The following is a 22,783-nucleotide window of genomic DNA, read 5'->3' on the forward strand; positions in this document are numbered from 1 at the left end:
TTCGGGTGAAACAAACACAACGCCATGATGCGATTATCGATTTAGTCCGCCAGCAGGGGTATGTCAGCACCGAAGAGCTGGTGGAGCATTTTGCAGTCAGCCCGCAAACTATCCGCCGTGATCTGAATGATCTGGCGGAACAGAATAAAATTCACCGTCACCATGGCGGTGCAGCCTTGCCGTCCAGTTCGGTGAATGCGGCATACAACGACCGTAAAGTGATGTGGTCGGAAGCGAAAGCGCGTATCGCCGAACGAGTCGCCAGCCAGATCCCTGACGGTTCAACGCTGTTTATTGATATCGGCACCACGCCGGAAGCCGTGGCGCATGCGCTGCTTAACCATAAAAATCTGCGCATCGTGACCAACAACTTGAACGTCGCGACGCTGCTGACAGCCAAAGAGGATTTTCGTTTGTTCCTCGCAGGCGGTGAAGTGCGCGCCCGCGACGGCGGCATCATGGGCGAGGCAACGCTCGATTTCATCTCTCAGTTCCGCCTTGATTACGGCATTCTCGGCATCAGTGGCATCGATATGGACGGTTCGCTGCTCGAATTCGACTATCACGAAGCCCGTACCAAACGCGCGATTATCGAAAACTCCCGCTGCGTGATGCTGGTGACGGACCATTCCAAATTTGGCCGAAACGCGATGGTCAACCTTGGCAAAATGGATCTGATTCATTATCTGTTCACTGATAAACAGCCGCCGGACAGCGTGAAGCAGATCATCGACAAGTACGACGTGCATCTCGAACTGTGCTGATTTGCCTGCATTTAAGGAGCGCTGCGGCTGGCGCTCCTGCTTTTCCTCCCTCCGCCCTGCCCGGCAAAACGAACAATTTCGAAAAATTCCACGCGTAGCGGCGTTCGGTTTCGTCCCCGCCTTGCTATTTTGCTCGAAACCGACACAAAAATGTTACCTTCATCACGCATAATTGTTTTTATTTGGTTAACGCTTGGCTTGTTTGTCGATTCTCGATTACAATCGTGAGCGAAAACGAACATAAAAGAGCTATTGCGAACATCTGGAGGAAGATGACGTGGAAACCAAAGACTTGATCGTAATTGGTGGCGGTATTAATGGTACCGGCATCGCAGTCGACGCAGCTGGCCGCGGGCTGTCTGTTCTGCTGCTTGAAGCGCAAGACTTGGCCTGCGCGACCTCTTCGGCCAGTTCAAAACTGATCCACGGTGGCCTGCGCTATCTGGAACATTACGAATTCCGTCTGGTCAGCGAAGCGCTGGCTGAACGTGAAGTGCTGTTGAAAATGGCACCGCATATTGCATTCCCGATGCGTTTCCGTTTACCGCATCAGCCGCATTTGCGCCCGGCCTGGATGATCCGCGCCGGTTTGTTCCTGTACGACCATCTGGGCAAACGCACCAGCCTGCCGGCCAGTAAAGGTCTGAAATTCGGCAGCGAGTCCGTGCTGAAACCAGAACTGACCAAAGGTTTTGAATACTCGGATTGCTGGGTCGACGATGCGCGTTTAGTGGTCGTCAATGCACAGGAAGTGGAAGAACGTGGCGGCGAAGTTCGTACCCGCACCCGCGTGACCCGCGCATGGCGTGAGGACGGCATGTGGATGGTGGAAGCCGAAGATATCGACACCGGCAAAACCTTCACCTGGCGCGCCAAAGGTCTGGTGAACGCTACCGGTCCGTGGGTAAAACATTTCTTCGACGACGGCCTGAAGCTGAAATCGCCATACGGCATCCGTCTGATCAAAGGCAGCCATATTGTGGTGCCCCGTGCACACAATCAGCCGCAGGCCTACATTCTGCAAAACGAAGATCACCGCATTGTTTTCGTGATCCCGTGGATGGATGAATTCTCCATCATCGGCACCACCGACGTGGAATATCACGGCGATCCGAAAGACGTGAAAATCGATGACAATGAAATCGGTTATCTGCTGAAAGTGTATAACGACCACTTTAAGAAACAACTGACCACTGAAGACATCGTCTGGACTTATTCCGGCGTGCGCCCGCTGTGCGATGACGAATCAGATTCACCACAGGCGGTGACCCGCGATTACACGCTCGACGTTCACGATCAGGATGGCAAAGCGCCGCTGCTTTCTGTATTCGGCGGCAAGCTGACCACCTACCGTAAACTGGCAGAACACGCGCTGGAAAAACTGGTGAAGTACTATCCGAAAGCTGGCCCGGCGTGGACCAAAACGGCCGTGCTGCCTGGCGGGAAACTGAACGGAGACCGTGATACCTACAGCGCCAATCTGCGTTCCCGCTTCAAATGGTTACCGGAATCACTGGCACGCCGTTATGCGCGTACGTACGGCAGCCAGACAGAGTTATTCCTGAATGACGCGACCAGCCTTGAATCGCTGGGCGAAGATTTCGGTCACGGATTCTACGAAGCTGAACTGCGTTATCTGGTGGAAAAAGAGTGGGTTTCACAGCTTGATGATGCCATCTGGCGTCGTACCAAACTCGGTATGTGGCTGGATAAAACCCAGCAACAACGCGTCGCCGAGTGGCTGGAAACGCACAAACAGCAGAAGAAACATCTGTCGCTGGCGTCTTGATTTAGTTAGCTCCTCCCCCTGCGAAGGGGGAGGCCGGGAGGGGGTTTAACAGACAAAACAAGTGCTTATGCACACTTAACATCTTGTTTTTGACCTTAATACCCCACCCCAACCCTCCCCTTCGCAGGGGAGGGAGCGACTCCTCTACAACTTCACCGGCTTAATGTTCCAGATCTCATCGGCGTATTCCTGAATGGTACGGTCCGAGGAGAAATAGCCCATGTTGGCGATGTTATGCAGCGTGCGGCGCGTCCATTCTTCCGGCAGTTTATACAGCTCATCGACTTTATCCTGCGTATCGACATAACTGCGGTAATCCGCCAGCACCTGATAGTGATCGCCGAGATTGACCAGCGTATCGAACAGGTTGGTGTAGCGCTTCGGCTCGCCTGGGCTGAAGACCCCGGTGGCGATTTGCGTCAGCACCTGATGCAGCTCGGCATCCTGCTCGAAGTAAGTATGCGGGTTGTAGCCTTTGCGGCGTAATTCCTCGACCTGCGGCGTGGTATTGCCAAAGATAAAGATATTCTCCTCGCCCACGTGTTCGAGCATTTCGACGTTGGCACCGTCAAGCGTACCGATAGTCAGCGCGCCATTGAGAGCAAATTTCATGTTACTGGTGCCGGAGGCTTCGGTACCGGCCAGAGAGATTTGCTCGGAAAGATCTGCCGCCGGAATGATCAGTTGCGCCAGGCTGACACTGTAGTTCGGAATGAAAACGATCTTCAGCTTGTTGCCAATACGCGGATCGTTGTTGATCACCGCCGCCACATCGTTGATCAGCCGGATGATCTGCTTCGCCGCATAATACGCCGAGGCCGCTTTACCGGCGAAAATCACTGTGCGTGGCACCCATTCGGCGTCTGGCTCTTCGAGAATGCGGTTATAACGGGTGATGACGTGCAGCACATTCATTAGCTGACGTTTATATTCGTGGATACGCTTAATCTGCACGTCGAACAGGCTTTTCGGATCCACCACAATATTCAGCTTCTGGGCGATATACAGCGCCAGCCGCTTTTTGTTGTCCAGCTTGGCCTTGCGGATTGCCTGCAGGAAGCTCAGGTAATCCAGATTCTGTTTCAGTTCCGCCAGCTGGCTGAGATCAGAACGCCAGGTCTGGCCGATGGCATCGTCAATTACCGCTGACAGCGGTTTGTTGGCCAGTGCCAGCCAGCGGCGCGGCGTCACGCCGTTGGTTTTATTACAGAAACGGTCCGGATAAATACGGGCGAAATCAGCAAACAACGACTGCACCATCAGCTCGGAATGCAGCTCAGACACACCGTTAACTTTGTGGCTGGCGATGACCGCAAGCCATGCCATCCGCACTTTGCGGCCATTGCCTTCATCGATAATCGAGACACGCGACAGCAGGCCATTATCATTGGGTATCTTTTCCGCCACTTCTTTGAGGAAGTGATCGTTAATCTGGAAAATAATCTCCAGATGACGCGGCAGGATTTTGCCGATCATGTCTACCGGCCAGGTTTCCAGCGCTTCGCTCATCAGCGTGTGGTTGGTGTAAGAGAACACGCTGCACACGGTTTGCCACGCGGCTTGCCACTCGAATTTATGCTCGTCGATTAACAGGCGCATCAGCTCAGGGATCGACAATACCGGGTGCGTGTCGTTGAGGTGGATGGCGATTTTATCGGCCAGATTGTCGTAAGTATGGTGCGTGGTGTAATGCCGGTTGAGAATATCCTGCACGGTCGCCGACACCAGAAAATATTCCTGACGCAACCGCAGCTCGCGGCCAGAATAAGTTGAGTCATCGGGATACAACACGCGGGACACGTTCTCAGAATGGTTTTTATCTTCCACCGCCGCGAAGTAATCGCCCTGATTAAATTTCCCCAGATTGATTTCGTTACTAGCCTGCGCGCCCCACAAGCGCAGCGTGTTGGTCGCGTCGGTGTCGTAGCCGGGAATGACCTGATCATAGGCGCAGGCGATGACCTCCTCGGTTTCCAGCCAGCGGGTTTTGATGCCTTCATGCTGCACCCGTCCGCCGAAACGCACTTTATAACGGGTATTGTAACGCTGGAATTCCCACGGGTTACCGTATTCCAGCCAGTAATCCGGCGCTTCTTTTTGCTCACCGTTGATGATGCTTTGCGCAAACATACCGTATTCATACCGGATGCCGTAACCGCGCCCCGGCAGCGCCAGCGTCGCCAGCGAATCAAGGAAACAGGCCGCCAGTCGTCCGAGTCCGCCGTTGCCTAAACCAGGGTCATTTTCTTCACCGATCAGTTCTTCGAGATCAAAGCCCATTTCATCAAGCGCGCTTTTCAGGTCGTCGTAAATACCCATCGCCAGCAACGCATTGGAAAGCGTCCGTCCAATCAGAAACTCCATCGACAGGTAATAAACCTGCCGGACGTCCTGTGAGGTTTGCGCCCGGTTAGAACGCAACCAGCGTTCCACCATGCGATCGCGCACCGCAAACAATGTGGCGTTCAGCCAGTCGTGTTGTGTCGCAATAGACGGATCTTTGCCGATGATAAACATCAGTTTATAGGCAATAGAATGCTTAAGCGCTTCGACACTGACTGTCGGTGAGTTGTAATTAAACGGTGAAGTCATAGCGTTACATTCCCGATCAAGTTAGCTACGTTCAGGGTCAGGACAGCAGGCGGTTATACAGGGTGATATATTCCTGCGCAGCCACCTTCCAGCCAAAATCAATACCCATGGCGTGTTGTTGGACGTGTCGCCAGTGTTTCGGTCGGCTCCACAAAACAAATGCCCGGCGGATCGCATTTCCCAGCGATTTCCCCGTTGCTTCTTCAAAGACAAAACCACTGGCTGTTCCGTCGGCCAGATTTTCCAGTGCACAATCGACCACCGTGTCGGCCAGCCCGCCGGTGCGGCGCACCAGCGGCAACGTACCGTATTTGAGGCCATATAATTGGGTTAATCCGCAAGGCTCAAAACGGCTCGGCACCATAATGACATCCGCCCCGCCGATAATGCGATGGGAAAACGCTTCGTGATAGCCGAGCTGCACGCCGACCTGGCCAGGATTGTCCGCCGCGGCTGCCAGAAATGCCTGTTGCAGCACCGCGTCACCCGCGCCCAGCAGCGCCAGCTGACCGCCGCGTTCGAGTAAATCCGGCAAGGCTTCCAGCACCAGATCCAGCCCTTTCTGGCTGGTCAGGCGACTGACGACAGCAAATACCAGCCGCGAATCATCCACATCCAGCCCCATCGCCCGTTGCAGATAGGCTTTATTGACCGCTTTCGAGCGTAAATCCTCCGCGTCGTAACGCGCTGACAGCAGCACGTCATCACGCGGCTGCCAGATAGCGTCATCGACGCCGTTAAGGATCCCCGTCAGCCGCCCTTGCATTTCACGTTCCAGCAGCAGCGATTCCATGCCATAGCCAAATTCCGGACGGGTGATTTCTTTCGCGTACGTTGGGCTGACGGTGGTCACGTGGTCGGAATAGAACAGACCGGCTTTCAGGAAAGATATCTGGCCGTAGAATTCCAGCCCGTGCATCTGAAAGAACTCGCGCGGGATATACAGCTCATCGAGATGATGCGCGCCAAACAATCCCTGAAACGCCAGATTATGTACGGTGAAAACCGTCCGCACCGGCGCATTACGGGCGCGGATATACGCGGAACATAGACCGGCGTGCCAGTCATGAGAGTGGACGATATCGGGTTGCCAGTGTGGATCGAAATTCAGTGCCAGTTCGCAGGCCATCCAGCTCAGCAACGCAAAGCGCAGATGGTTATCCGGATAGGCAAACGACGATTGATCGTGATACGGGCTGCCGGGACGGTCATACAATCCCGGCACATCAATCAGATAAATACCCACGCCATCAAAGTAACCCAGTGAAAGGGTGACATGCCCGGCAAAAGTTGCCAGCGTGCCAATCACCTGTGTTTCCCCCAGTCCTTTTTTGACGTCAGGGAAAGCCGGAATGAGCACGCGGACATCCGCGCCTTCCGCAATCTGAGCGGCGGGTAATGCACCGGCGACATCCGCAAGGCCGCCCGTTTTTAACAGCGGAAACAGCTCAGAACAAACATGTAAAACCTGCATTCGCGCTCCTGATTATCCCGGTCATCCCGGCGTTCACCAGGATGACGAAAAGTCGTACTTCTATCGTCTGTTTATAGTTTCGCCAGCATTGCGCGGGTCACCAGCACCACGCCACCTTCCGAACGGTAGAAACGGCGGCTGTCTTCATCGGCATTCTCACCAATCACCATGCCTTCAGGGATCTGACAAGCGCGGTCAATGACGCATTTGCGCAGACGGCATGAACGCCCCACATTCACATCCGGCAGGATGATGGCCGAATCGATATTGCAGAAAGAGTTGACGCGTACCCGCGGGAACAGCACGGAATGCACCACCACCGAACCGGAAACAATCACGCCACCGGCCACCAGCGAATTCATGGTCATGCCGTGGCTGCCTGAGCGATCCTGTACAAATTTGGCGGGCGGAAGCGGCTCCATGTGGGTACGGATCGGCCAGTCGCGGTCGTACATATCCAGTTCCGGCGTGACAGAAGCCAGATCCAGATTAGCGCGCCAGTAGGCATCGAGCGTGCCGACATCACGCCAGTACGGCGGCGCTTCATCGTTTTGCGTGACGCAGGAAAGACCAAACGGATGCGCGCGGGCAACGCCCTGACGGGTCAGTTTCGGGATCAGGTCTTTGCCGAAATCGTGGCTCGACTCTTCACTCGCCATATCTTCTTCGAGCATGCGAAACAGATAGTCTGCATTAAAAATGTAGATGCCCATGCTCGCCAGCGCCATATCGGGATTGCCGGGCATCGGCGGCGGGTCTTTGGGTTTTTCGACGAAACTGGTGATGTGATAATCCTCAGTGACGCCGATAACACCGAATTCACTGGCCTCGGTGCGCGGCACTTCCAGGCAGGCGACGGTACATTCACCGCCCTTCTGCACATGGTCGATCAGCATCCGCGAGTAGTCCATCTTGTAGATATGATCACCCGCCAGGATCACCACAAACTCGGCGTTATAGCGGCGGATGATATCCAGATTCTGATAAACCGCATCGGCGGTACCTTTGTACCAGTGCTCGGTGCTGTGGCGTTGCTGCGCCGGAAGTAAATCCACGAATTCGTTCATTTCTTCGTTAAGGAAAGACCAGCCGCGCTGGATATGCTGAACCAGCGTGTGTGACTGATATTGTGTAATCACGCCGATGCGACGAATGCCGGAGTTCAGGCAATTTGACAGGGCGAAATCAATGATGCGGAATTTTCCGCCAAAGTGAACGGCGGGTTTTGCCCGGGTTGCGGTTAAATCTTTCAGTCTCGAACCACGGCCCCCGGCAAGGATTAATGCCACGGATTTCAGCGGCAACTGCCTTGCCAGCATGACCGGGTCCCGGTTATCTAATGTCGCCATATCTGACTCCTTTGTTTTTATAATGACCGGCTCTGTGAAGTGAAATCTTGTAGGACACAGAGGGTTTTTGCTGCTGCCCGCCATTGCGAGCCTTCCATGACACGCCGGGGTTCCTCATCAAAAAGCACGCTGTTGAACGGTGCCACTGGCTGCCAGTTTCCCGGAGGCAGGTGCAAATCCACCTCGTGCAGCGAGGCATTAACGATAACCAACCAGCGCTGTGACAGGCAGATTTGCAGCCACTGCTGCGGCCCCTGCTCCCAGTCGCCGGGGCTCATCGGTTGCCCCTGTTGATTCAGCCATTGCACGTCATCGCTGCCTTCCTGCCACCAGCGGTTTTGCGTCAGTGCCGGAATTTTCCGGCGCAGCGCAATCAGCGCGCAGGTATAGGCTGTCAGGCTTTCATCGGCGTTCTCCCAGTCAAGCCAGGTCAGCGGATTGTCCTGACAGTAGGCATTGTTGTTGCCCGACTGGCTGTTGCCGAGTTCATCACCGGCCAGCAACATCGGCGTGCCCTGTGACAAACAGAGCGTCGCCAGCAAGGCACGCTGGCTGAGACGGCGCTGCTGTAATACGCCTTCAGACGCCGCAAGCCCTTCTTCACCGTGGTTTTGGCTGAAATTTTCGTTATGGCCGTCGCGATTTTCTTCACCGTTGGCCTGGTTATGTTTCTGGTTAAAACTGACGAGATCGCGCAACGTGAAACCGTCGTGCGCCGTCAGCATGTTGATGCTGGCGTAAGGCTCACGCTGCGCGGGGTTGAACTTGTCGGCGGAGGCGGCAAAACGCCCGGCAAACTGCCCCAGAGAAAGATCGCCATGCAGCCAGAACTGGCGCATATCGTCGCGCCACACATCACTCCATTCGGCAAAGGGTGCGGGGAAATTTCCGAGCTGATAGCCCCCGGCCCCGATATCCCACGGCTCGGCAATCAGTTTGATTTTCGAGAGGATGTCATCGTGTTTAATGGCCAGGAACAACGGCGATTGTGCGGTGAATTCCGGTGTTCTGCCGAGAACTGTCGCTAAATCAAAACGGAAGCCATCAACATGACATTCACGTACCCAGTAATGCAGGCAATCGAGGGTCCAGGCGATCATGTCCTCGTCCATCAGCCGTATCGTGTTGCCGCAGCCGGTCATGTTGTTGTCGGAACCGTCGTCGTTAAGCCAGTACCCGCTGGCGTTATCAATGCCACGAAACGAAATAAACGGCCCGTCGATATCCAGCTCAGCGCTGTGGTTGAACACCACGTCGAGGATCACTTCAATACCCGCCTGATGCAGTGCTTTAACCGCCGATTTAAATTCATTCAGCGCCGACACACCGCCCAGCCCGCTGGCGTAACGCGGTTCAACCGCGCACGGTGCCAGCACGTTGTAGCCCCAGTAATTACTCAGCCCAAGGTGTTGCAGGCGTGGTTCGTCGGCATGATGCTGCACCGGCAAAAGTTCTATCGCGGTGACGCCCAGATGCTGCAAATATTCAAGCATCACCGGATGTGCCAGCCCGGCATAGGTGCCGCGAAGGGCTGCCGGAATATGGGGATGCTGGCGAGTGAGGCCGCGCACATGCGCCTCGTAAATCACCGTTTCACCCCAGGGTTTCGCGGGCGGTTGATCATCACCCCAGTCGAAATTTCCGGCGACCACCACGGATTTCGGCGCAACCACGGCGCTGTCTTTATCGTCGGGCGCATCGGTGCCGCCGGTGAACCGTGCGTTGTCGAGCAGTACGCCGTCAATCGCACGTGCGCTTGGGTCGATCAGCACTTTCTTCGGGTTAAACCGGTGACCCTTTTTCGGGTCGAACGGTCCGTAAACCCGGTAGCCGTAGCGTTGTCCGGCTTTCAGCCCCGGCACAAACCCATGCCAGAGATGGCCGGTGCGCCCGGTCAAAGGCAAATGTTGCTCGCTGCCGGTCTCATCAAAAAGACAGAGTTCCACTTTTTCCGCATGTGCAGAGTACAGGCAAAAATTGACGCCACTATCTCTGAGATGCGCACCAAAAGGTGCGGGCAGACCGGGACCGAGCTGTTTCATTACGCCTCCCTTCGCAAATAAACCGTCGCCAGCGGCGGAATAGTCACGCTGATCGAATGGTCACGCTGATGATGGCCAATATTTTCACTGTAAATATCGCAACCGTTGCCGACATTACTGCCACGGTAAAAATGCGAATCGGTATTGAGGATTTCGTGATAACGCCCAGGCTGACTGATGCCTATGCGATAATGCTCACGCGGAACCGGCGTAAAGTTACTGATGACGATCACTTCACCGCCATTTTCGTCACGGCGGGCAAAGGCGAAAATCGAGTTTTCGTGATCGTCGACCACCAGCCATTCGAAACCGCGCGGGTTGTAATCGAGCTCATACAACGGCGCATTGGCCTGATAGGTCTGGTTCAGGTCGCGTACCAGATGTTGTACGCCGCTGTGCCAGCCGCTTGGATCGTCAAGCAGATGCCAGTCGAGGCTGGCGTCAAAATTCCACTCACGCCCCTGCGCAAATTCATTGCCCATAAACAGCAGTTTCTTACCCGGATGTGCCCACATAAAGCCGTAGTAAGCGCGCAGGTTGGCGAACTTCTGCCACACATCGCCGGGCATTTTATCCAGCAAGGATTTTTTACCGTGTACCACTTCGTCGTGGGACAGCGGCAATATAAAGTTCTCGCTGTAAGCGTAAAGCACGCCGAATGTCATGAGGTTGTGATGATATTTGCGGTGAACCGGATCAAGCTGCATATAGGTCAGGGAATCGTGCATCCAGCCCATATTCCACTTGTAATGGAAACCCAGCCCGTTAGCATCCGGCGGCATGGTGACGCCGGGATAATCGGTCGATTCTTCCGCCAGCGTCACCGCACCGCCGAGTTCACGACCAATGGTCTGGTTGGTGTATTTCAGGAAGGAAATGGCTTCGAGGTTTTCGCGGCCACCGTAATAATTCGGGATCCACTCCCCGGCTTTACGGCTGTAATCGCGGTAAATCATGGAAGCCACCGCATCGACACGCAGGCCGTCAATGCCAAACCGTTCAATCCAGTAAAAACCATTGCCTGCCAGATAGTTACGCACTTCATGGCGGCCATAGTTATAAATCAGCGTGTTCCAGTCCTGATGATAACCTTCACGGGGATCGGCATATTCGTACAGCGCGGTGCCGTCAAACTGCGCTAAACCATAGGTGTCGCTCGGAAAATGTCCCGGCACCCAGTCGAGAATGACGTTCAGCCCGGCGTTATGCGCGGCATCGACAAAGGCTTTGAATTCCATCGGCGTGCCGAAACGACGGGTCGGCGCATACATGCCAAGCGGCTGATAACCCCAGCTCCCGTCGAACGGATGTTCGTTGACCGGCATCAGTTCGATGTGCGTAAAACCCATCCATTTGGCATATGAGACTAATTGCTCGGCCAGTTCACCATAGCTGAGCCAGAAATTATCATCGGTATGACGACGCCAGGAACCCAGGTGCACTTCATACACGGAAACCGGCTGATTCAGCGCATTGGCTTTCTTTCGGCTTTCTGAATGCGGCACAACATCCGGTAATTTACGCACGCACGAGGCAGTATCCGGACGCATCTGCGCCTCAAAAGCATAAGGGTCGGCGCGCAGGCTGACATGCCCGCGGCAGTCGATAATTTCGAATTTATACAGTTGACCTTCGCGGACGGCGGGAATGAAGAGTTCCCAGATACCATTTTCACGGCGCTGGCGCATCGGGTGTCGGCGGCCGTCCCAGAAGTTGAATTCACCCACGACGGAAACCCGCGTGGCGTTCGGTGCCCAGACGGCAAAACTGACACCCTCGACGTCATCCAGCGTTTGCAGATGTGCGCCGAGTTTTTCGTATGGCCGCAGGTGCGTGCCTTCCGCCAACAACCAGATATCCAGTTCCTGCAACAATGTGCCGAACCGGTACGGATCGTCAATCACATGCAGATTCTCGCCCCAGCGGACTTCCAGCTTGTAACGAAAGGCATTTTTACGCCGCGGGATCAGGCCGACAAAGAAACCACGATCATCGTAACGACGCAGTTCCGCCACCTGTTTACCTTTTTCTACATCAATAACCCAGACCTGATCCGCATCCGGCAACAGGGCACGCACTTCCAGCCCGGCGGCCACAGAATGCATACCCAAAAGAGAAAAAGGATCAGCGTAGTGGCCAGATATAATTTGGTTAATGACGTGCTGATCGGGAAGTACAGACATGTATTTCGTCCTATGATTAATTAAATCAATAAATCCAATAAAATCATTCAGGTATTCAATACGAAACGTGATCCCAGTGTGCTCCCCTTTTTATCGCCGCTTTGTGATCCGGCTGTGTTTCGGTTTTGCCAAAAAGTGCGCGATGACGCTTACGCTCACAATTTCCAAATAAGTGCTTATTTCAGCTTCTCAAAGAGGCATAGCTCTTCTACTAAGCATAGACAAAGGTTCGAAAAATCAGCGGGAAGAAACCGATGAATTTTTCGCAAAATGAAATACAGAGAGTTGCGCTGGAAAAAGGCGGATAAACGGTGAAGTGATTGATGACAGAATCAAAAACGGGACACCGTGCTGGTGTCCCGCAGGGAAATCTTTACAAAGAAAACAGGGCAGTTTTCAATATTGCATCGCGTTAGAGAAGAATACGCAGCATGCGGCGTAAAGGCTCTGCCGCGCCCCACAGCAGCTGATCACCCACGGTGAATGCAGACAGATATTGCGGGCCCATATTCAGTTTACGCAGACGGCCGACCGGTGTGTTCATGGTGCCGGTGACAGCCGCTGGCGTCAGTTCACGCATCGACAGTTCGCGGTCATTTGGGATCACGCGAACCCAGTCATTATGCGAAGCCAGCATCTGTTCGATTTCCGGAATTGACACGTCTTGTTTCAATTTCAGCGTGAAAGCCTGGCTGTGACAACGCAGCGCGCCGATACGAACACACAGGCCATCCACCGGAATAATGCTGGAAGTGCCGAGAATTTTGTTGGTTTCCGCCTGACCTTTCCATTCTTCTTTGGTCTGGCCGTTATCGAGCTGTTTGTCGATCCACGGGATCAGACCGCCCGCCAGCGGAACACCGAAATTATCGGTTGGCAACGTACCGCTGCGGGTCAGCGCGGTCACTTTACGTTCGATGTCCAGAATGGCGGAAGCCGGGTTTTCCAGCTCTTTCGCCACGCTGCTATGCAGCATACCCATCTGGGTCAGCAGTTCACGCATGTGACGCGCTCCGCCGCCGGAAGCTGCCTGGTACGTGGCAACAGACGCCCACTCGATCAGGTCATTCGCAAACAGGCCGCCGAGCGACATCAGCATCAGGCTGACGGTGCAGTTACCGCCCACAAAGGTTTTAATGCCTTTGTCGATGCCCTGATGGATCACTGCGCTGTTCACCGGGTCAAGGATGATTATCGCGTCATCTTCCATTCTCAGAGAGGATGCTGCGTCAATCCAGTAGCCAGACCAACCGATTTCACGCAGCTTAGGATAGATTTCATTGGTATAATCGCCGCCCTGACAGGTGATGATAATGTCCAGCGCGCTCAGAGCGTCCAGATCATAGGCATCCTGCAAGGTTCCGGACTGACCCGTGAAAGAAGGCGCGGCCTGACCGTGCTGAGAGGTGGAGAAGAATACCGGACGGATAGCGTCGAAATCGCGTTCTTCAATCATGCGTTGCATGAGTACAGAACCGACCATCCCGCGCCAGCCAACGAAACCTACATTTTTCATAATATCTGTCCTGCCCTGAGGGTGATAACTGCTTAAAACGGCTTGAACGCGCGTTTGCACTAAGTTAGTGCCTGTTTTGATGCACTGTGCCCCGTTAACGCGCTGGTCTACCACCTTACAAAATGTAGTAGAAGTGGCAAGTGAATTTAATCAATAGTGCAGCTTTTAATAGCAGCGCAACTTATAACAGGCATTTTTTCTGAGGTAGTCATGACCGAAATGATTTCAGCAACCATTTTGCTGTTTTTAATTATGGATCCGCTGGGCAACTTACCGATTTTTATGTCGGTTTTAAAACATCTCGACCCGAAACGTCGCCGGGTCGTGTTAATCCGCGAAATGCTGATCGCACTGATCCTGATGCTGATCTTCCTGTTCGCCGGGGAAAAAATCCTGTCGTTCCTGAATTTACGTACCGAAACCGTGTCGATTTCCGGCGGTATTATTTTGTTCCTGATTGCTATCAAAATGATTTTCCCGTCAGAAGAGAAAAGCAGCAGCGGCCTGCCAGCCGGTGAAGAACCCTTCCTCGTACCGATGGCCATCCCGCTGGTTGCTGGCCCGTCGATTCTCGCCACGCTGATGCTGCTTTCGCACCAGTATCCGAATCAGATGAGTCATCTCACGCTGGCGCTGTTTATCGCCTGGGGCATGTCGATGGCGATCCTTCTGCTGTCGAACCTGTTCCTGCGCCTGCTCGGCGACAAAGGCGTCAGCGCCCTCGAACGCCTGATGGGCCTGATTCTGGTGATGCTCTCAACACAGATGTTCCTTGATGGGATCAGGGCGTATCTGAAGATTTAGCGGCAGAAAAAACGAAAAAGGCGAGCCACGCGTCTCGCCTTTTTTACATCTGTTTTAAATCGTTTTAAGCGTCTGGATAATTTGCGGATTCAGTTCGAGCATTTTCAATAATTTCAGCGCAGCGCCATTCGGCAAACGCTTTTGTTGTTCCCACGCCTGCACCAGCGAAGGAGATACACCGAGCAGTCGGGCAAATTCATCCTGCTTAATTCCCGCCTTTGTACGGATTTGTTTTACTTCGGGCATGGCAACACGCGTGATATGCGCAGGTGTCATTTCGCCTTTATGGATAGCGACCATCTCTTCAGCGGATTGTCGCAATTCTTCAAAGAATTCTTTCGTCATGGTCTATCTCCTGTGTCATGACAGACTTCGTACAATGTTTTTCAAAATCAATTTTTCGCTTTCCGTCAGTGAATCTTTCTCACTCTTCGGATAAACCAGCAGCATGAAAATCTGACCGTCAGCGCACAGGTAATAATAAATCGCCCGCACACCCGCACTTTTTCCACGCCTTTGATGACCCCAGCGGATTTTTCTGCATCCACCGGTGCCGACAATCAAAGCCCCTGCGTCGGGATAATGGGTGAGGTATTCCTGAAACTGGCGATATTCCTCCTCAGTCAGCAGCTCTTTGCATTTGCGGCTAAAGGTCGGGGTTTCGATAAACTCCAGATATTCCATATGACTCATTCCATGACTCAAGATGGCTGAATAATACTCTCACAGGGTAAGAGTTCAACGCGAGGTTTTTCTCGTCAGAAACGAAAAAGGCGAGCCACGCGGCTCGCCTTTTATATGCTAACAATTTGTCGTCAGACGACCATCGACAACAGCAGACATCCCGCCAGACCGCACAGGGAAATGATGGTTTCCAGCACAGACCAGGATTTGAAGGTTTCGACAATGCTCAGGTTGAAATATTCCTTGAACAACCAGAAGCCCGGATCGTTGACGTGCGAGAAAATCACGCTGCCGGAACCGACGGCGATCACCATCAGTTCAGGGCTGACGCCCGTGGTGGCGATCAGTGGCGCGGCAATACCGCCCGCAGTAATCGCTGCCACGGTAGCAGACCCCAATGCGATACGCAGAACCGCCGCAATGGACCAGGCCAGCAGGATTGGCGAGAGCGTGCTGCCGTCCATCAGAGCTGCAATGTATTTTTCAATACCGCTGTCCACCAGCACCTGTTTAAACGCACCGCCACCGCCGATGATTAACAACATCATCGCGATAATTTTGATGGAATCGGTCACAGTTGCCATCACATCTTCCATCTTACGGCCACGGTTCAGACCGAAAGTGAAGATAGCGATCAGCACCGCAATCAGCGTTGCCATCACCGGGTCGCCGAAGAATTCAGCATACGCCAGCACCGGATGCCCTTTCGGCAGGATCATTTCGCAAAGTGCGCGGAATGCCATCAGAATAACCGGCACCAGTGAAGTCGCGACGCTGACGCCAAAGCCCGGCATCTCTTCTTCCGTGAAGGTTTTCGGGTTAAACAGACCTTCAGGCACCGGTTTGTCGATACCTTTCAGGAAGCGCGCATACACCGGCCCTGCCAGAATCACCGTCGGCACCGCCAGCAGTGAACCAAACAGCAGTGTTTTACCCATATCCGCATGGAAAATCGTCGCAATCGCCGTCGGACCAGGGTGCGGAGGCAGGAACCCGTGTGTAACGGATAACGCAGCCGCCATCGGAACCCCGACATACAGCAATGGTAAACGCGCCGCCGCGGCCACAGTGAAGACCAGTGGCAACATCAGCACGAAACCGACTTCATAGAACAGGGCAAACCCGACGATGAAACCTGTCAGCACGATCGCCCACTGAATGTGCTCACGGCCAAACTTTTCGATAAGGGTGGTCGCGATACGTTGTGCGCCACCGCAATCCGCCAGCATTTTACCGAGCATGGCACCGAAGCCCATGATCAGCGCAAGACTGCCAAGCGTCCCACCCACCCCGTTTTTGATCGAGGTGATAACTTTATCGACCGGCATTCCCTGCATAATCCCCACCGCCAGCGCGACAAGAATCAGTGCAATGAAGCCATTAAGCTTAAATCGGATCATAAGTAACAACAGCAGTGCAACACCCACCGCTACAATAACTAATGGCATATTCTTCCCCTCACGCTGTCACCCGGGTATGACTAAAAACCGGGTGAAGCATTGTTTTTAATTTTCAAGATGTTGTAGGAATTAACAGTGCTACGGGTACAGACCGCGACCGCTAAAACAGCAGTGCATTCCTTTGTGATATTAGTCACATCTCCATTTGTTACCGGTATCATGATACCGGTAACATGGTAATATTAGGACTCACTACGCAGTCAAAATGTTCATTTTGGGATAGAGATCATACTTATGGCAGGACAAAGCATCATTCTGATGGGCGTGTCAGGCAGCGGTAAATCCACCGTCGGCGCGGCACTGGCCCGTGAAATTAACGCGAAATTTATCGACGGCGATGATCTTCATCCCCGCGCCAATATTCAAAAGATGGCCAGCGGCACGCCACTGAACGACGATGACCGCGCGCCGTGGTTATTACGCCTCAACGACGCGGCTTACAGCCTGCGCCATAAAAATGAAACCGGCATCATTGTCTGTTCTGCACTGAAGCGTCGCTACCGTGACGCCCTGCGTAAAGACAACGAAGGCATGGTGTTCATCTACATGAAAGGCAGTTTTGAAGTGATCGCCGAGCGCCTTAAAGCGCGTGCCGGACATTTCATGCCGACCGATTTACTGCGCAGCCAGTTCGATGCGCTCGAAGAACCGGGCGAAGACGAACCGGATGTGTTGCGCGTGAATATCGATCACAAGTTTGAAGGTGTGGTAGATCGCTGCGTTGCAGCCCTCAAAACAATTCAGAAGTAAGACTTTCTCCTCCCCCTGCGAAGGGGGAGGTGGGGAGGGGGTTTTAATAGCTGAGCTGTCATCCGCAAAACCAACACCCCATCCCGGCCTTCCCCTCGTGAGAGGGGAAGGAGCAAACAAATCAAATACTTCCACCCGCAGAAATCGTAAACCCGACATCCACCATTCTCGGCACCACTTCTTCACCGCGAAGTCTCGCCAGCAGACGTTCGGCGGAGATTTGCCCCATTCTTTCGCGCGGTGTCAGCACGCTGGCGAGTGGTGGCTCCATCGCCTGCCCCATGTTGTGCCCATGAAAACCGGCAATCGCCATTTGTGAAGGGATTTTCAGCCCCTGGCGCTGACATTCAAAAAATGCGCCCGCCGCGAGGTCATCGTTGGTACAGAAAATACTGTCGATTTGTGGCCAGTCTTTTTGCGCCTGACGCAGTAATTCCGCGCCGCCGCTGTAACTGGAAGAACGGCTGGTCATCACACTGTAAGGCTCCAGACCGGATTCACGCATCGCCTGTTCATAACCCTGCTGTTTGATAATGGTTCGCTCATCCTGACGAGCGCCGAAATACACCACATGACGATGGCCGCGCGCGATAATTTGTTGCGTCATCTGCCGCGCGGCTTCGAAGTTGTTGAAGCCGACCGCCAGATCCACACACGGCGACACACAGTCCATCATCTCCACCACCGGAATACCGGCCACTTCAATCATCTTCAGCGTACGCGCGGTGTGATGGCGTTCGGACAAAATCAGTCCGTCGATATTGTAGGAAAGCAGTGAAGTCAGACGCTGTTCTTCGCGCTCCTGGCTGTAGCCGTAGTGCGCCAGCATGGTCTGATAACCGTGGATATCAGTCACGCTTTCGATGCCGCGCAGCACTTCCGCAAACACCTGGTTGGTCAGCGACGGCAGCAGCACACCGATGGCGCGGCTTTTAGCGTTAGAGAGAATATCCGGTGCGCGGTTGGGGATGTAGCCCAGCTCGTCGAGCGCCGCAGAGATTTTTTCCTGCAACGCGCCGGAAACCTGTTCAGGGTTACGCAAATAACGGCTGACCGTCATTTTGGTGACGCCCACCTTGTCGGCAACATCCTGGAGTACGGGTCTTTTTTTCTTCATATTCATCAAAGAGATGGGCCGCTGAAAAGGTTAAGGGATCAGAGCGTGATGTTAGCAAACAATCGCGCAGGCGGATATCCGTTGCTGCGCGACATGAGAGGTTTATCAGGAAGGCAGGGAAAGCTGCCCGCGAACCGGTGCGCTGAGGTTCGCTGAGAGCTGGCCGGTCAGCAGCGCCATCGCGCGTTGTGCCAGGGTTTCCAGCGGATAGGCAATCGCCGGAACAGCAGAAACGCCCGGTGGCAGCGTACTGTCGAGACTGAACACCATCACATTTTCAGGCACGGCGCGCCCGTGCAGGGCAAGCTGACGGAGTGCATCCTGCGCGGTGGCATCGTCCGGCACCAGCAGCGCATTGAACGGCACGTTCTGTGCCAGCAGTTTCGTCAGCGCATCTGCGCCGCTGTGCTCCAGCCGCCGGTCGTAAGGCAGCAGGAACTTCTCCAGTGCCAGATGATATCCCTGCAAGATTTGTCCGGCGGTTTCGCTGTTTTCCGCGTTGATCAGGGCAATCTGCCGGCGCCCTTGTTTGAGCACATACTGGCAGGCAGTTTCGGCGGCAAAGCTGCGGTCAAAGTGAATGCTGCGTGCTGAATCCGCATCCAGACAATCAATGGTGATCACGTTTTCCGGCAATGCCGGCAGCGGAAAACGCGCACCGATCACAATCATCGCATCGCACAGACCGCGGCCAATTTCAGCTACGGAATGCGTCAGGCTCGCTGCGTCGGTGGCAAAGCGCAGCAGCAGATACTTCTGATTCAGCCGCAACTCTTTTTCCAGCGCGTGGAGATAACCGGTGGACTGATTGATGTTTTCGGTCGCACAAATCACGCCGATACAACCGGTAGACTGCGTGGACAGCGACTGCGCAATCACGCTCGGTTTATATTGCAGTGTTTCCACCGCCTGCATCACAGCCAGGCGGCTTTCTTCTTTGACACCGCGGCTGCCACTCAGGACACGGGACACCGTCGCTTTCGACACCTTCGCCAGCCGCGAAACGTCGTTAATGTTTGCCATGTCTTTCCTTGTGTTAATCGAAACCGTTATTTTTAGACACCGCCGCGAACCATTCGCCGCTTTTCTTCACCGTACGCTTCTGCGTTTCCAGATCCAGCTGGATGAAACCATACCGGTTTTTATAGGCATTCATCCATGACCAGCAATCAATAAATGTCCACATGTGATAACCCAGACAACCACTGCCTTCCTGCAAGGCGCGGTGCAACCATTTCAGGTGCCCGCTGACAAACTCGATGCGGTAATCATCATCAATCCGCCCCGCCTGTTCAAAGCGCAGTTCATTTTCCACACCCATGCCGTTTTCGGAAATGAAACAGCGCGGATTACCGTAGTTTTCACGCAGATTGGTCAGAATATCGTAAATGCCCTGCTCGTAGATTTCCCAGCCACGGTGCGGGTTCATTTTACGTCCCGGCATGACATAGTTATCGAAGAACCATTCCGGCATAAACGGACTTTCCGGATTAACCATACTGTCGCGGCACTGAATACGGCGCGGCTGGTAATAGTTGATGCCGAGTAAATCCACCACACCCTGTTGCAGCAGTGCTTTATCGCCCTGCTGGCAGGCCGGAAGCTGATCGTATTTGTTCAGCAATTCCACCAGTTCCTGCGGATATTCACCGCGCAGCGCCGGATCGAGGAAGCTGCGGTTAAACATCAGGTCCGCAATGTTAGCGGCTTTCAGGTCAGCCGGATTCTGTGACCGCGGATAAGACGGCGTAAGGTTAAGAATAATGCCGATTTCACCGCCAGAATTGCGGGCGCGATAGGCCTTCACCGCCAGCGAATGGGCCAGCATAGTGTGATACGCCACGGTGGCAGCCCGTTTGAAATCCACCACGTTCGGGTAATGGAAATCATACAAATAGCCGCCTTCCACCGGCACCACCGGTTCGTTGAACGTAAACCAATGCTTCACGCGGTCACCGAACAGCTCGAAACAGGTATCGGCGTATTTTGCGTAAGCCTGCACGACGTCGCGGTTTTCCCAGCCGCCGATTTCCTGCATCGCCATCGGCATATCAAAGTGGAACAGATTGATAAACGGCTGTACGCCCTGCGCCAGCATTTCGTCGATCACCTGGTTATAAAACGTGACCGCTTCCTGATTCACTTCACCACGCCCGTTGGGGATCAAACGCGCCCAGGAAATCGAGGTGCGGAAGGTGTTGTGATTGAGCTGTTTCAGCAGCGCGATATCTTCGCGCCAGTTTTTGTAAAACGTCGAGGTATCCTGCGGACCGACGTCATTGTGAAAGCGCGTCGGCTGTTGTGAATACCAGTGATCCCACACCGTCGCGCTTTTTCCGTGGCTCAGGGTTTCACCTTCCGTCTGCGGCGCTGAACTGGCACTGCCCCACCAGAATTCTTTTGGAAATGCGTATTTCATCGTCATCCTCGCTGTCCGTTAGCTTTACGTTTTTAACTGATGTTTAACTGTTTGCCGGTACGGCATTACCCGCCGTCTGTGCCAGGGCTTTTTCCGCTTCCTGTTTCAGCAACGTACGTTCATAGGCTTTCAGGAACGGATAGTACATAACGGCTGATAACACCATACAGAACAGGCACATAATTACCGGGCTGAATGCCCAGTTTGCGGCCCATGATGCACCGATTGGCGCAGGCGTTGTCCAGGGTGTGAGCGAGACCACCTGCGCGACCCAGCCGAGTTTGGTGGCGGTGTAAGCAAAAATAGCGTTCAGCATCGGCACCAGCGTAAACGGCAGGAAGAATACCGGATTCATGATAATTGGCGTGCCAAACAGGATCGGTTCATTGATGTTAAAGAAGCTCGGCACCACCCCCATCCGGCCAATGGTGCGCAGGTGCACGGCCTTGCTGCACAGCAACAAAATCGCCAGCGGTAAGGTCGACCCCACGCCGCCAATTAACAGATAGTGATCCCAGAATCCTTGCAGATAAATGTGTGGCAATGGCGCACCGGCCTGCAACGCCGTCTGGTTGAGCGCCAGATTGGTCATCCAGAACGGGTTCATGATGCCGGTGACAATCAGCGCGCCATGAATCCCCGCAAACCACAGTACCTGACAGATAAACACTGAAATCAAAATCGCTGGCAGGGAATCCGACGCAGAAACCAGCGGTGCCAGCAAATGCATGATGGCTTCAGGAATTATCATGCCGGTGGTGGACTGAATAAACAGGTTCAGCGGGTGCAGCGTGGCGACAATCGCCACCACCGGGATCAGAATTTCAAACGAGCGCGCCACGCCGGTCGGCACTTCTTTCGGCAGGCGGATGGTGATATTGCGGCGCTTGAGCAGCGCATACACTTCGGCGGCATAAATCGCCGTCAGGATCGCGGTGAAGATGCCTTCGCCGGAGAAATACTGCGTCGAGATTTGTTTGTCATGATACGGCGCAGCCACCAGCAGAAACGCCATAAACGCCAGTAAACCGGTCATGATCGGATCAAGCTTGTAGTGTTTGCCGAGGCTTGCGCCAATGCCTACCGAAATAAAAAACGTCATCACGCCCATGCTCAGATACCACGGCAACATCAGCTGCTCGCGGTATTTCAGCGACAGATCCAGCCACCCGCGCGCAAATCCCATGGTGGTATCCGGCGAGAATGGCGGGAAAATAAAGACCAGCATGAACGAGCCGATAATCATAAAAGGCAGCGCAGCGATAAAGCCGTCGCGGATGGCGATCACATGCCGCTGCTGGCCAACGCTGCCCGCCAGGGGCGTGATGTGTTTTTCGATGACGTTAACCATCGCCTGATAAAGGCCACTCATACGCGGCTTCCTTCCTGTGCGATCAGGCCGTAAGCGAAGTCGAGCACGTTATCGCCGCGCTGCATGCCGTAATCCATCATGTTGATGGTTTCGACCGGAATGTTGAATTCTGCCGCTCTGGCAGATAAATCAGCCTGCATGTAACGCACCTGAGGTCCGAGCAGTACCACCTGATAATCACGGAATTTTTCATCAAACTCGCTGGCACCGAATGCATCAATCTGCACCTCTTCTCCGCGTTCCGCCGCCACTTCTTTCATCTTGCGCACCAACAAACTGGTCGACATCCCCGCCGAACAACAAAGCATGATTCTTTTCATTTTGCTTCACTCCGAGATGATTAATGTTCTGCCCTTTTTAGCCTGTTGAGGGTATTTGAGGCTTTATGGAAACCGGTTTCCATGGCTTCAGGGAAAATGTGCGAACCTGTTCATAAAATTTCACGGTGATTGTCCGGCAATGTGAAAC

18 protein-coding genes are annotated in these 22,783 nt (G+C 53.9%); 4 read left to right on the forward strand and 14 right to left on the reverse strand.

Translation table 11 applies throughout. From position 1 onward, the window contains the following. The first annotated feature begins 5 nt into the window (after positions 1-5). Positions 6-764, forward strand: coding sequence for a DeoR/GlpR family transcriptional regulator (locus GW591_RS19010; RefSeq protein WP_013573556.1), 759 nt, complete (start codon positions 6-8; stop codon positions 762-764). Between the two features lie 277 nt (positions 765-1,041). Beyond that, the gene (gene glpD, locus GW591_RS19015; RefSeq protein WP_014411489.1) at positions 1,042-2,553 is read left to right on the forward strand and encodes a glycerol-3-phosphate dehydrogenase; all 1,512 of its coding nucleotides are present in this window, start codon (positions 1,042-1,044) and stop codon (positions 2,551-2,553) included. Positions 2,554-2,697: 144 nt separating this feature from the next. Here the strand turns inward: glpD and glgP are convergent, their stop codons facing one another. The 6 genes from glgP to asd all read right to left on the reverse strand — a co-directional run bounded on the left by glgP (position 2,698) and on the right by asd (position 13,709). Continuing rightward, complete coding sequence (glgP, locus tag GW591_RS19020; RefSeq protein ID WP_014411488.1) at positions 2,698-5,145, reverse strand: glycogen phosphorylase; 2,448 nt, start codon at positions 5,143-5,145, stop codon at positions 2,698-2,700. 37 nt (positions 5,146-5,182) lie between these two features. Further along, a complete protein-coding gene (gene glgA, locus GW591_RS19025) occupies positions 5,183-6,619 on the reverse strand; it encodes a glycogen synthase GlgA (protein ID WP_013573553.1) in 1,437 nt (478 codons plus the stop codon). Positions 6,620-6,690: 71 nt separating this feature from the next. Then, a complete protein-coding gene (glgC, locus tag GW591_RS19030) occupies positions 6,691-7,968 on the reverse strand; it encodes a glucose-1-phosphate adenylyltransferase (protein ID WP_013573552.1) in 1,278 nt (425 codons plus the stop codon). A 17-nt stretch (positions 7,969-7,985) separates the two neighbouring features. Continuing rightward, complete coding sequence (glgX, locus tag GW591_RS19035) at positions 7,986-10,010, reverse strand: glycogen debranching protein GlgX (protein ID WP_166861246.1); 2,025 nt, start codon at positions 10,008-10,010, stop codon at positions 7,986-7,988. Continuing rightward, a complete protein-coding gene (gene glgB / locus GW591_RS19040; protein WP_013573550.1) occupies positions 10,010-12,193 on the reverse strand; it encodes a 1,4-alpha-glucan branching protein GlgB in 2,184 nt (727 codons plus the stop codon). The genes glgX and glgB overlap by 1 nt, the downstream gene beginning before the upstream one ends. Positions 12,194-12,605: 412 nt before the next feature. Further along, a complete protein-coding gene (gene asd / locus GW591_RS19045; RefSeq protein ID WP_013573549.1) occupies positions 12,606-13,709 on the reverse strand; it encodes an aspartate-semialdehyde dehydrogenase in 1,104 nt (367 codons plus the stop codon). 210 nt (positions 13,710-13,919) lie between these two features. Between asd and GW591_RS19050 the strand changes: the two genes are divergently transcribed. After that, the gene (locus tag GW591_RS19050) at positions 13,920-14,513 is read left to right on the forward strand and encodes a YhgN family NAAT transporter (RefSeq protein ID WP_013573548.1); all 594 of its coding nucleotides are present in this window, start codon (positions 13,920-13,922) and stop codon (positions 14,511-14,513) included. 54 nt (positions 14,514-14,567) lie between these two features. Here GW591_RS19050 and nadS read toward each other — a convergent pair whose 3' ends face one another. The 3 genes from nadS to gntT form a co-directional block, all read right to left on the reverse strand. Beyond that, the gene (nadS, locus tag GW591_RS19055; RefSeq protein ID WP_013573547.1) at positions 14,568-14,858 is read right to left on the reverse strand and encodes a NadS family protein; all 291 of its coding nucleotides are present in this window, start codon (positions 14,856-14,858) and stop codon (positions 14,568-14,570) included. 15 nt (positions 14,859-14,873) lie between these two features. After that, entirely contained in the window at positions 14,874-15,197 is a 324-nt protein-coding gene (locus GW591_RS19060) for a type II toxin-antitoxin system RelE/ParE family toxin (protein WP_014411485.1), read from the reverse strand. A gap of 131 nt (positions 15,198-15,328) precedes the next feature. Further along, a complete protein-coding gene (gene gntT / locus GW591_RS19065) occupies positions 15,329-16,645 on the reverse strand; it encodes a gluconate transporter (protein ID WP_013573545.1) in 1,317 nt (438 codons plus the stop codon). Between the two features lie 246 nt (positions 16,646-16,891). Here gntT and GW591_RS19070 point away from each other — a divergent pair, with 246 nt between their 5' ends. Then, complete coding sequence (locus GW591_RS19070) at positions 16,892-17,407, forward strand: gluconokinase (protein WP_037033722.1); 516 nt, start codon at positions 16,892-16,894, stop codon at positions 17,405-17,407. A 121-nt stretch (positions 17,408-17,528) separates the two neighbouring features. On the opposite strand, the gene gntR is transcribed toward GW591_RS19070, so the two are convergent. The 5 genes from gntR to GW591_RS19095 form a co-directional block, all read right to left on the reverse strand. After that, entirely contained in the window at positions 17,529-18,524 is a 996-nt protein-coding gene (gene gntR, locus GW591_RS19075; protein WP_014411484.1) for a gluconate operon transcriptional repressor GntR, read from the reverse strand. A gap of 105 nt (positions 18,525-18,629) precedes the next feature. Next, positions 18,630-19,547 (reverse strand): LacI family DNA-binding transcriptional regulator, encoded by a 918-nt coding sequence (locus tag GW591_RS19080; RefSeq protein ID WP_013573542.1) that lies wholly within the window; start codon positions 19,545-19,547, stop codon positions 18,630-18,632. Positions 19,548-19,560: 13 nt separating this feature from the next. Continuing rightward, positions 19,561-20,943 (reverse strand): glycoside hydrolase family 1 protein, encoded by a 1,383-nt coding sequence (locus tag GW591_RS19085; RefSeq protein ID WP_112197405.1) that lies wholly within the window; start codon positions 20,941-20,943, stop codon positions 19,561-19,563. A 43-nt stretch (positions 20,944-20,986) separates the two neighbouring features. Beyond that, positions 20,987-22,315 (reverse strand): PTS cellobiose transporter subunit IIC, encoded by a 1,329-nt coding sequence (locus tag GW591_RS19090; protein WP_013573540.1) that lies wholly within the window; start codon positions 22,313-22,315, stop codon positions 20,987-20,989. Then, complete coding sequence (locus GW591_RS19095; RefSeq protein WP_013573539.1) at positions 22,312-22,635, reverse strand: PTS sugar transporter subunit IIB; 324 nt, start codon at positions 22,633-22,635, stop codon at positions 22,312-22,314. The genes GW591_RS19090 and GW591_RS19095 overlap by 4 nt, the downstream gene beginning before the upstream one ends. Positions 22,636-22,783: the final 148 nt, after the last annotated feature.

This window comes from Rahnella aceris, from assembly GCF_011684115.1.
In the GTDB taxonomy this organism is placed as follows: Bacteria; Pseudomonadota; Gammaproteobacteria; order Enterobacterales; family Enterobacteriaceae; genus Rahnella; species Rahnella aceris.

Coding starts and splice junctions, on each gene's coding strand:
- GW591_RS19085 (WP_112197405.1), bottom strand. CDS start 20,943: ATGAAATACGCATTTCCAAAAGAATTCTGGTGGGGCAGTGCCAGTTCA.
- GW591_RS19090 (WP_013573540.1), bottom strand. CDS start 22,315: ATGAGTGGCCTTTATCAGGCGATGGTTAACGTCATCGAAAAACACATC.
- glgX (WP_166861246.1), bottom strand. CDS start 10,010: ATGAAACAGCTCGGTCCCGGTCTGCCCGCACCTTTTGGTGCGCATCTC.
- nadS (WP_013573547.1), bottom strand. CDS start 14,858: ATGACGAAAGAATTCTTTGAAGAATTGCGACAATCCGCTGAAGAGATG.
- glgA (WP_013573553.1), bottom strand. CDS start 6,619: ATGCAGGTTTTACATGTTTGTTCTGAGCTGTTTCCGCTGTTAAAAACG.
- glgP (WP_014411488.1), bottom strand. CDS start 5,145: ATGACTTCACCGTTTAATTACAACTCACCGACAGTCAGTGTCGAAGCG.
- GW591_RS19080 (WP_013573542.1), bottom strand. CDS start 19,547: ATGGCAAACATTAACGACGTTTCGCGGCTGGCGAAGGTGTCGAAAGCG.
- gntR (WP_014411484.1), bottom strand. CDS start 18,524: ATGAAGAAAAAAAGACCCGTACTCCAGGATGTTGCCGACAAGGTGGGC.
- GW591_RS19050 (WP_013573548.1), top strand. CDS start 13,920: ATGACCGAAATGATTTCAGCAACCATTTTGCTGTTTTTAATTATGGAT.
- glgC (WP_013573552.1), bottom strand. CDS start 7,968: ATGGCGACATTAGATAACCGGGACCCGGTCATGCTGGCAAGGCAGTTG.
- GW591_RS19070 (WP_037033722.1), top strand. CDS start 16,892: ATGGCAGGACAAAGCATCATTCTGATGGGCGTGTCAGGCAGCGGTAAA.
- GW591_RS19095 (WP_013573539.1), bottom strand. CDS start 22,635: ATGAAAAGAATCATGCTTTGTTGTTCGGCGGGGATGTCGACCAGTTTG.
- asd (WP_013573549.1), bottom strand. CDS start 13,709: ATGAAAAATGTAGGTTTCGTTGGCTGGCGCGGGATGGTCGGTTCTGTA.
- GW591_RS19060 (WP_014411485.1), bottom strand. CDS start 15,197: ATGGAATATCTGGAGTTTATCGAAACCCCGACCTTTAGCCGCAAATGC.
- gntT (WP_013573545.1), bottom strand. CDS start 16,645: ATGCCATTAGTTATTGTAGCGGTGGGTGTTGCACTGCTGTTGTTACTT.
- glgB (WP_013573550.1), bottom strand. CDS start 12,193: ATGTCTGTACTTCCCGATCAGCACGTCATTAACCAAATTATATCTGGC.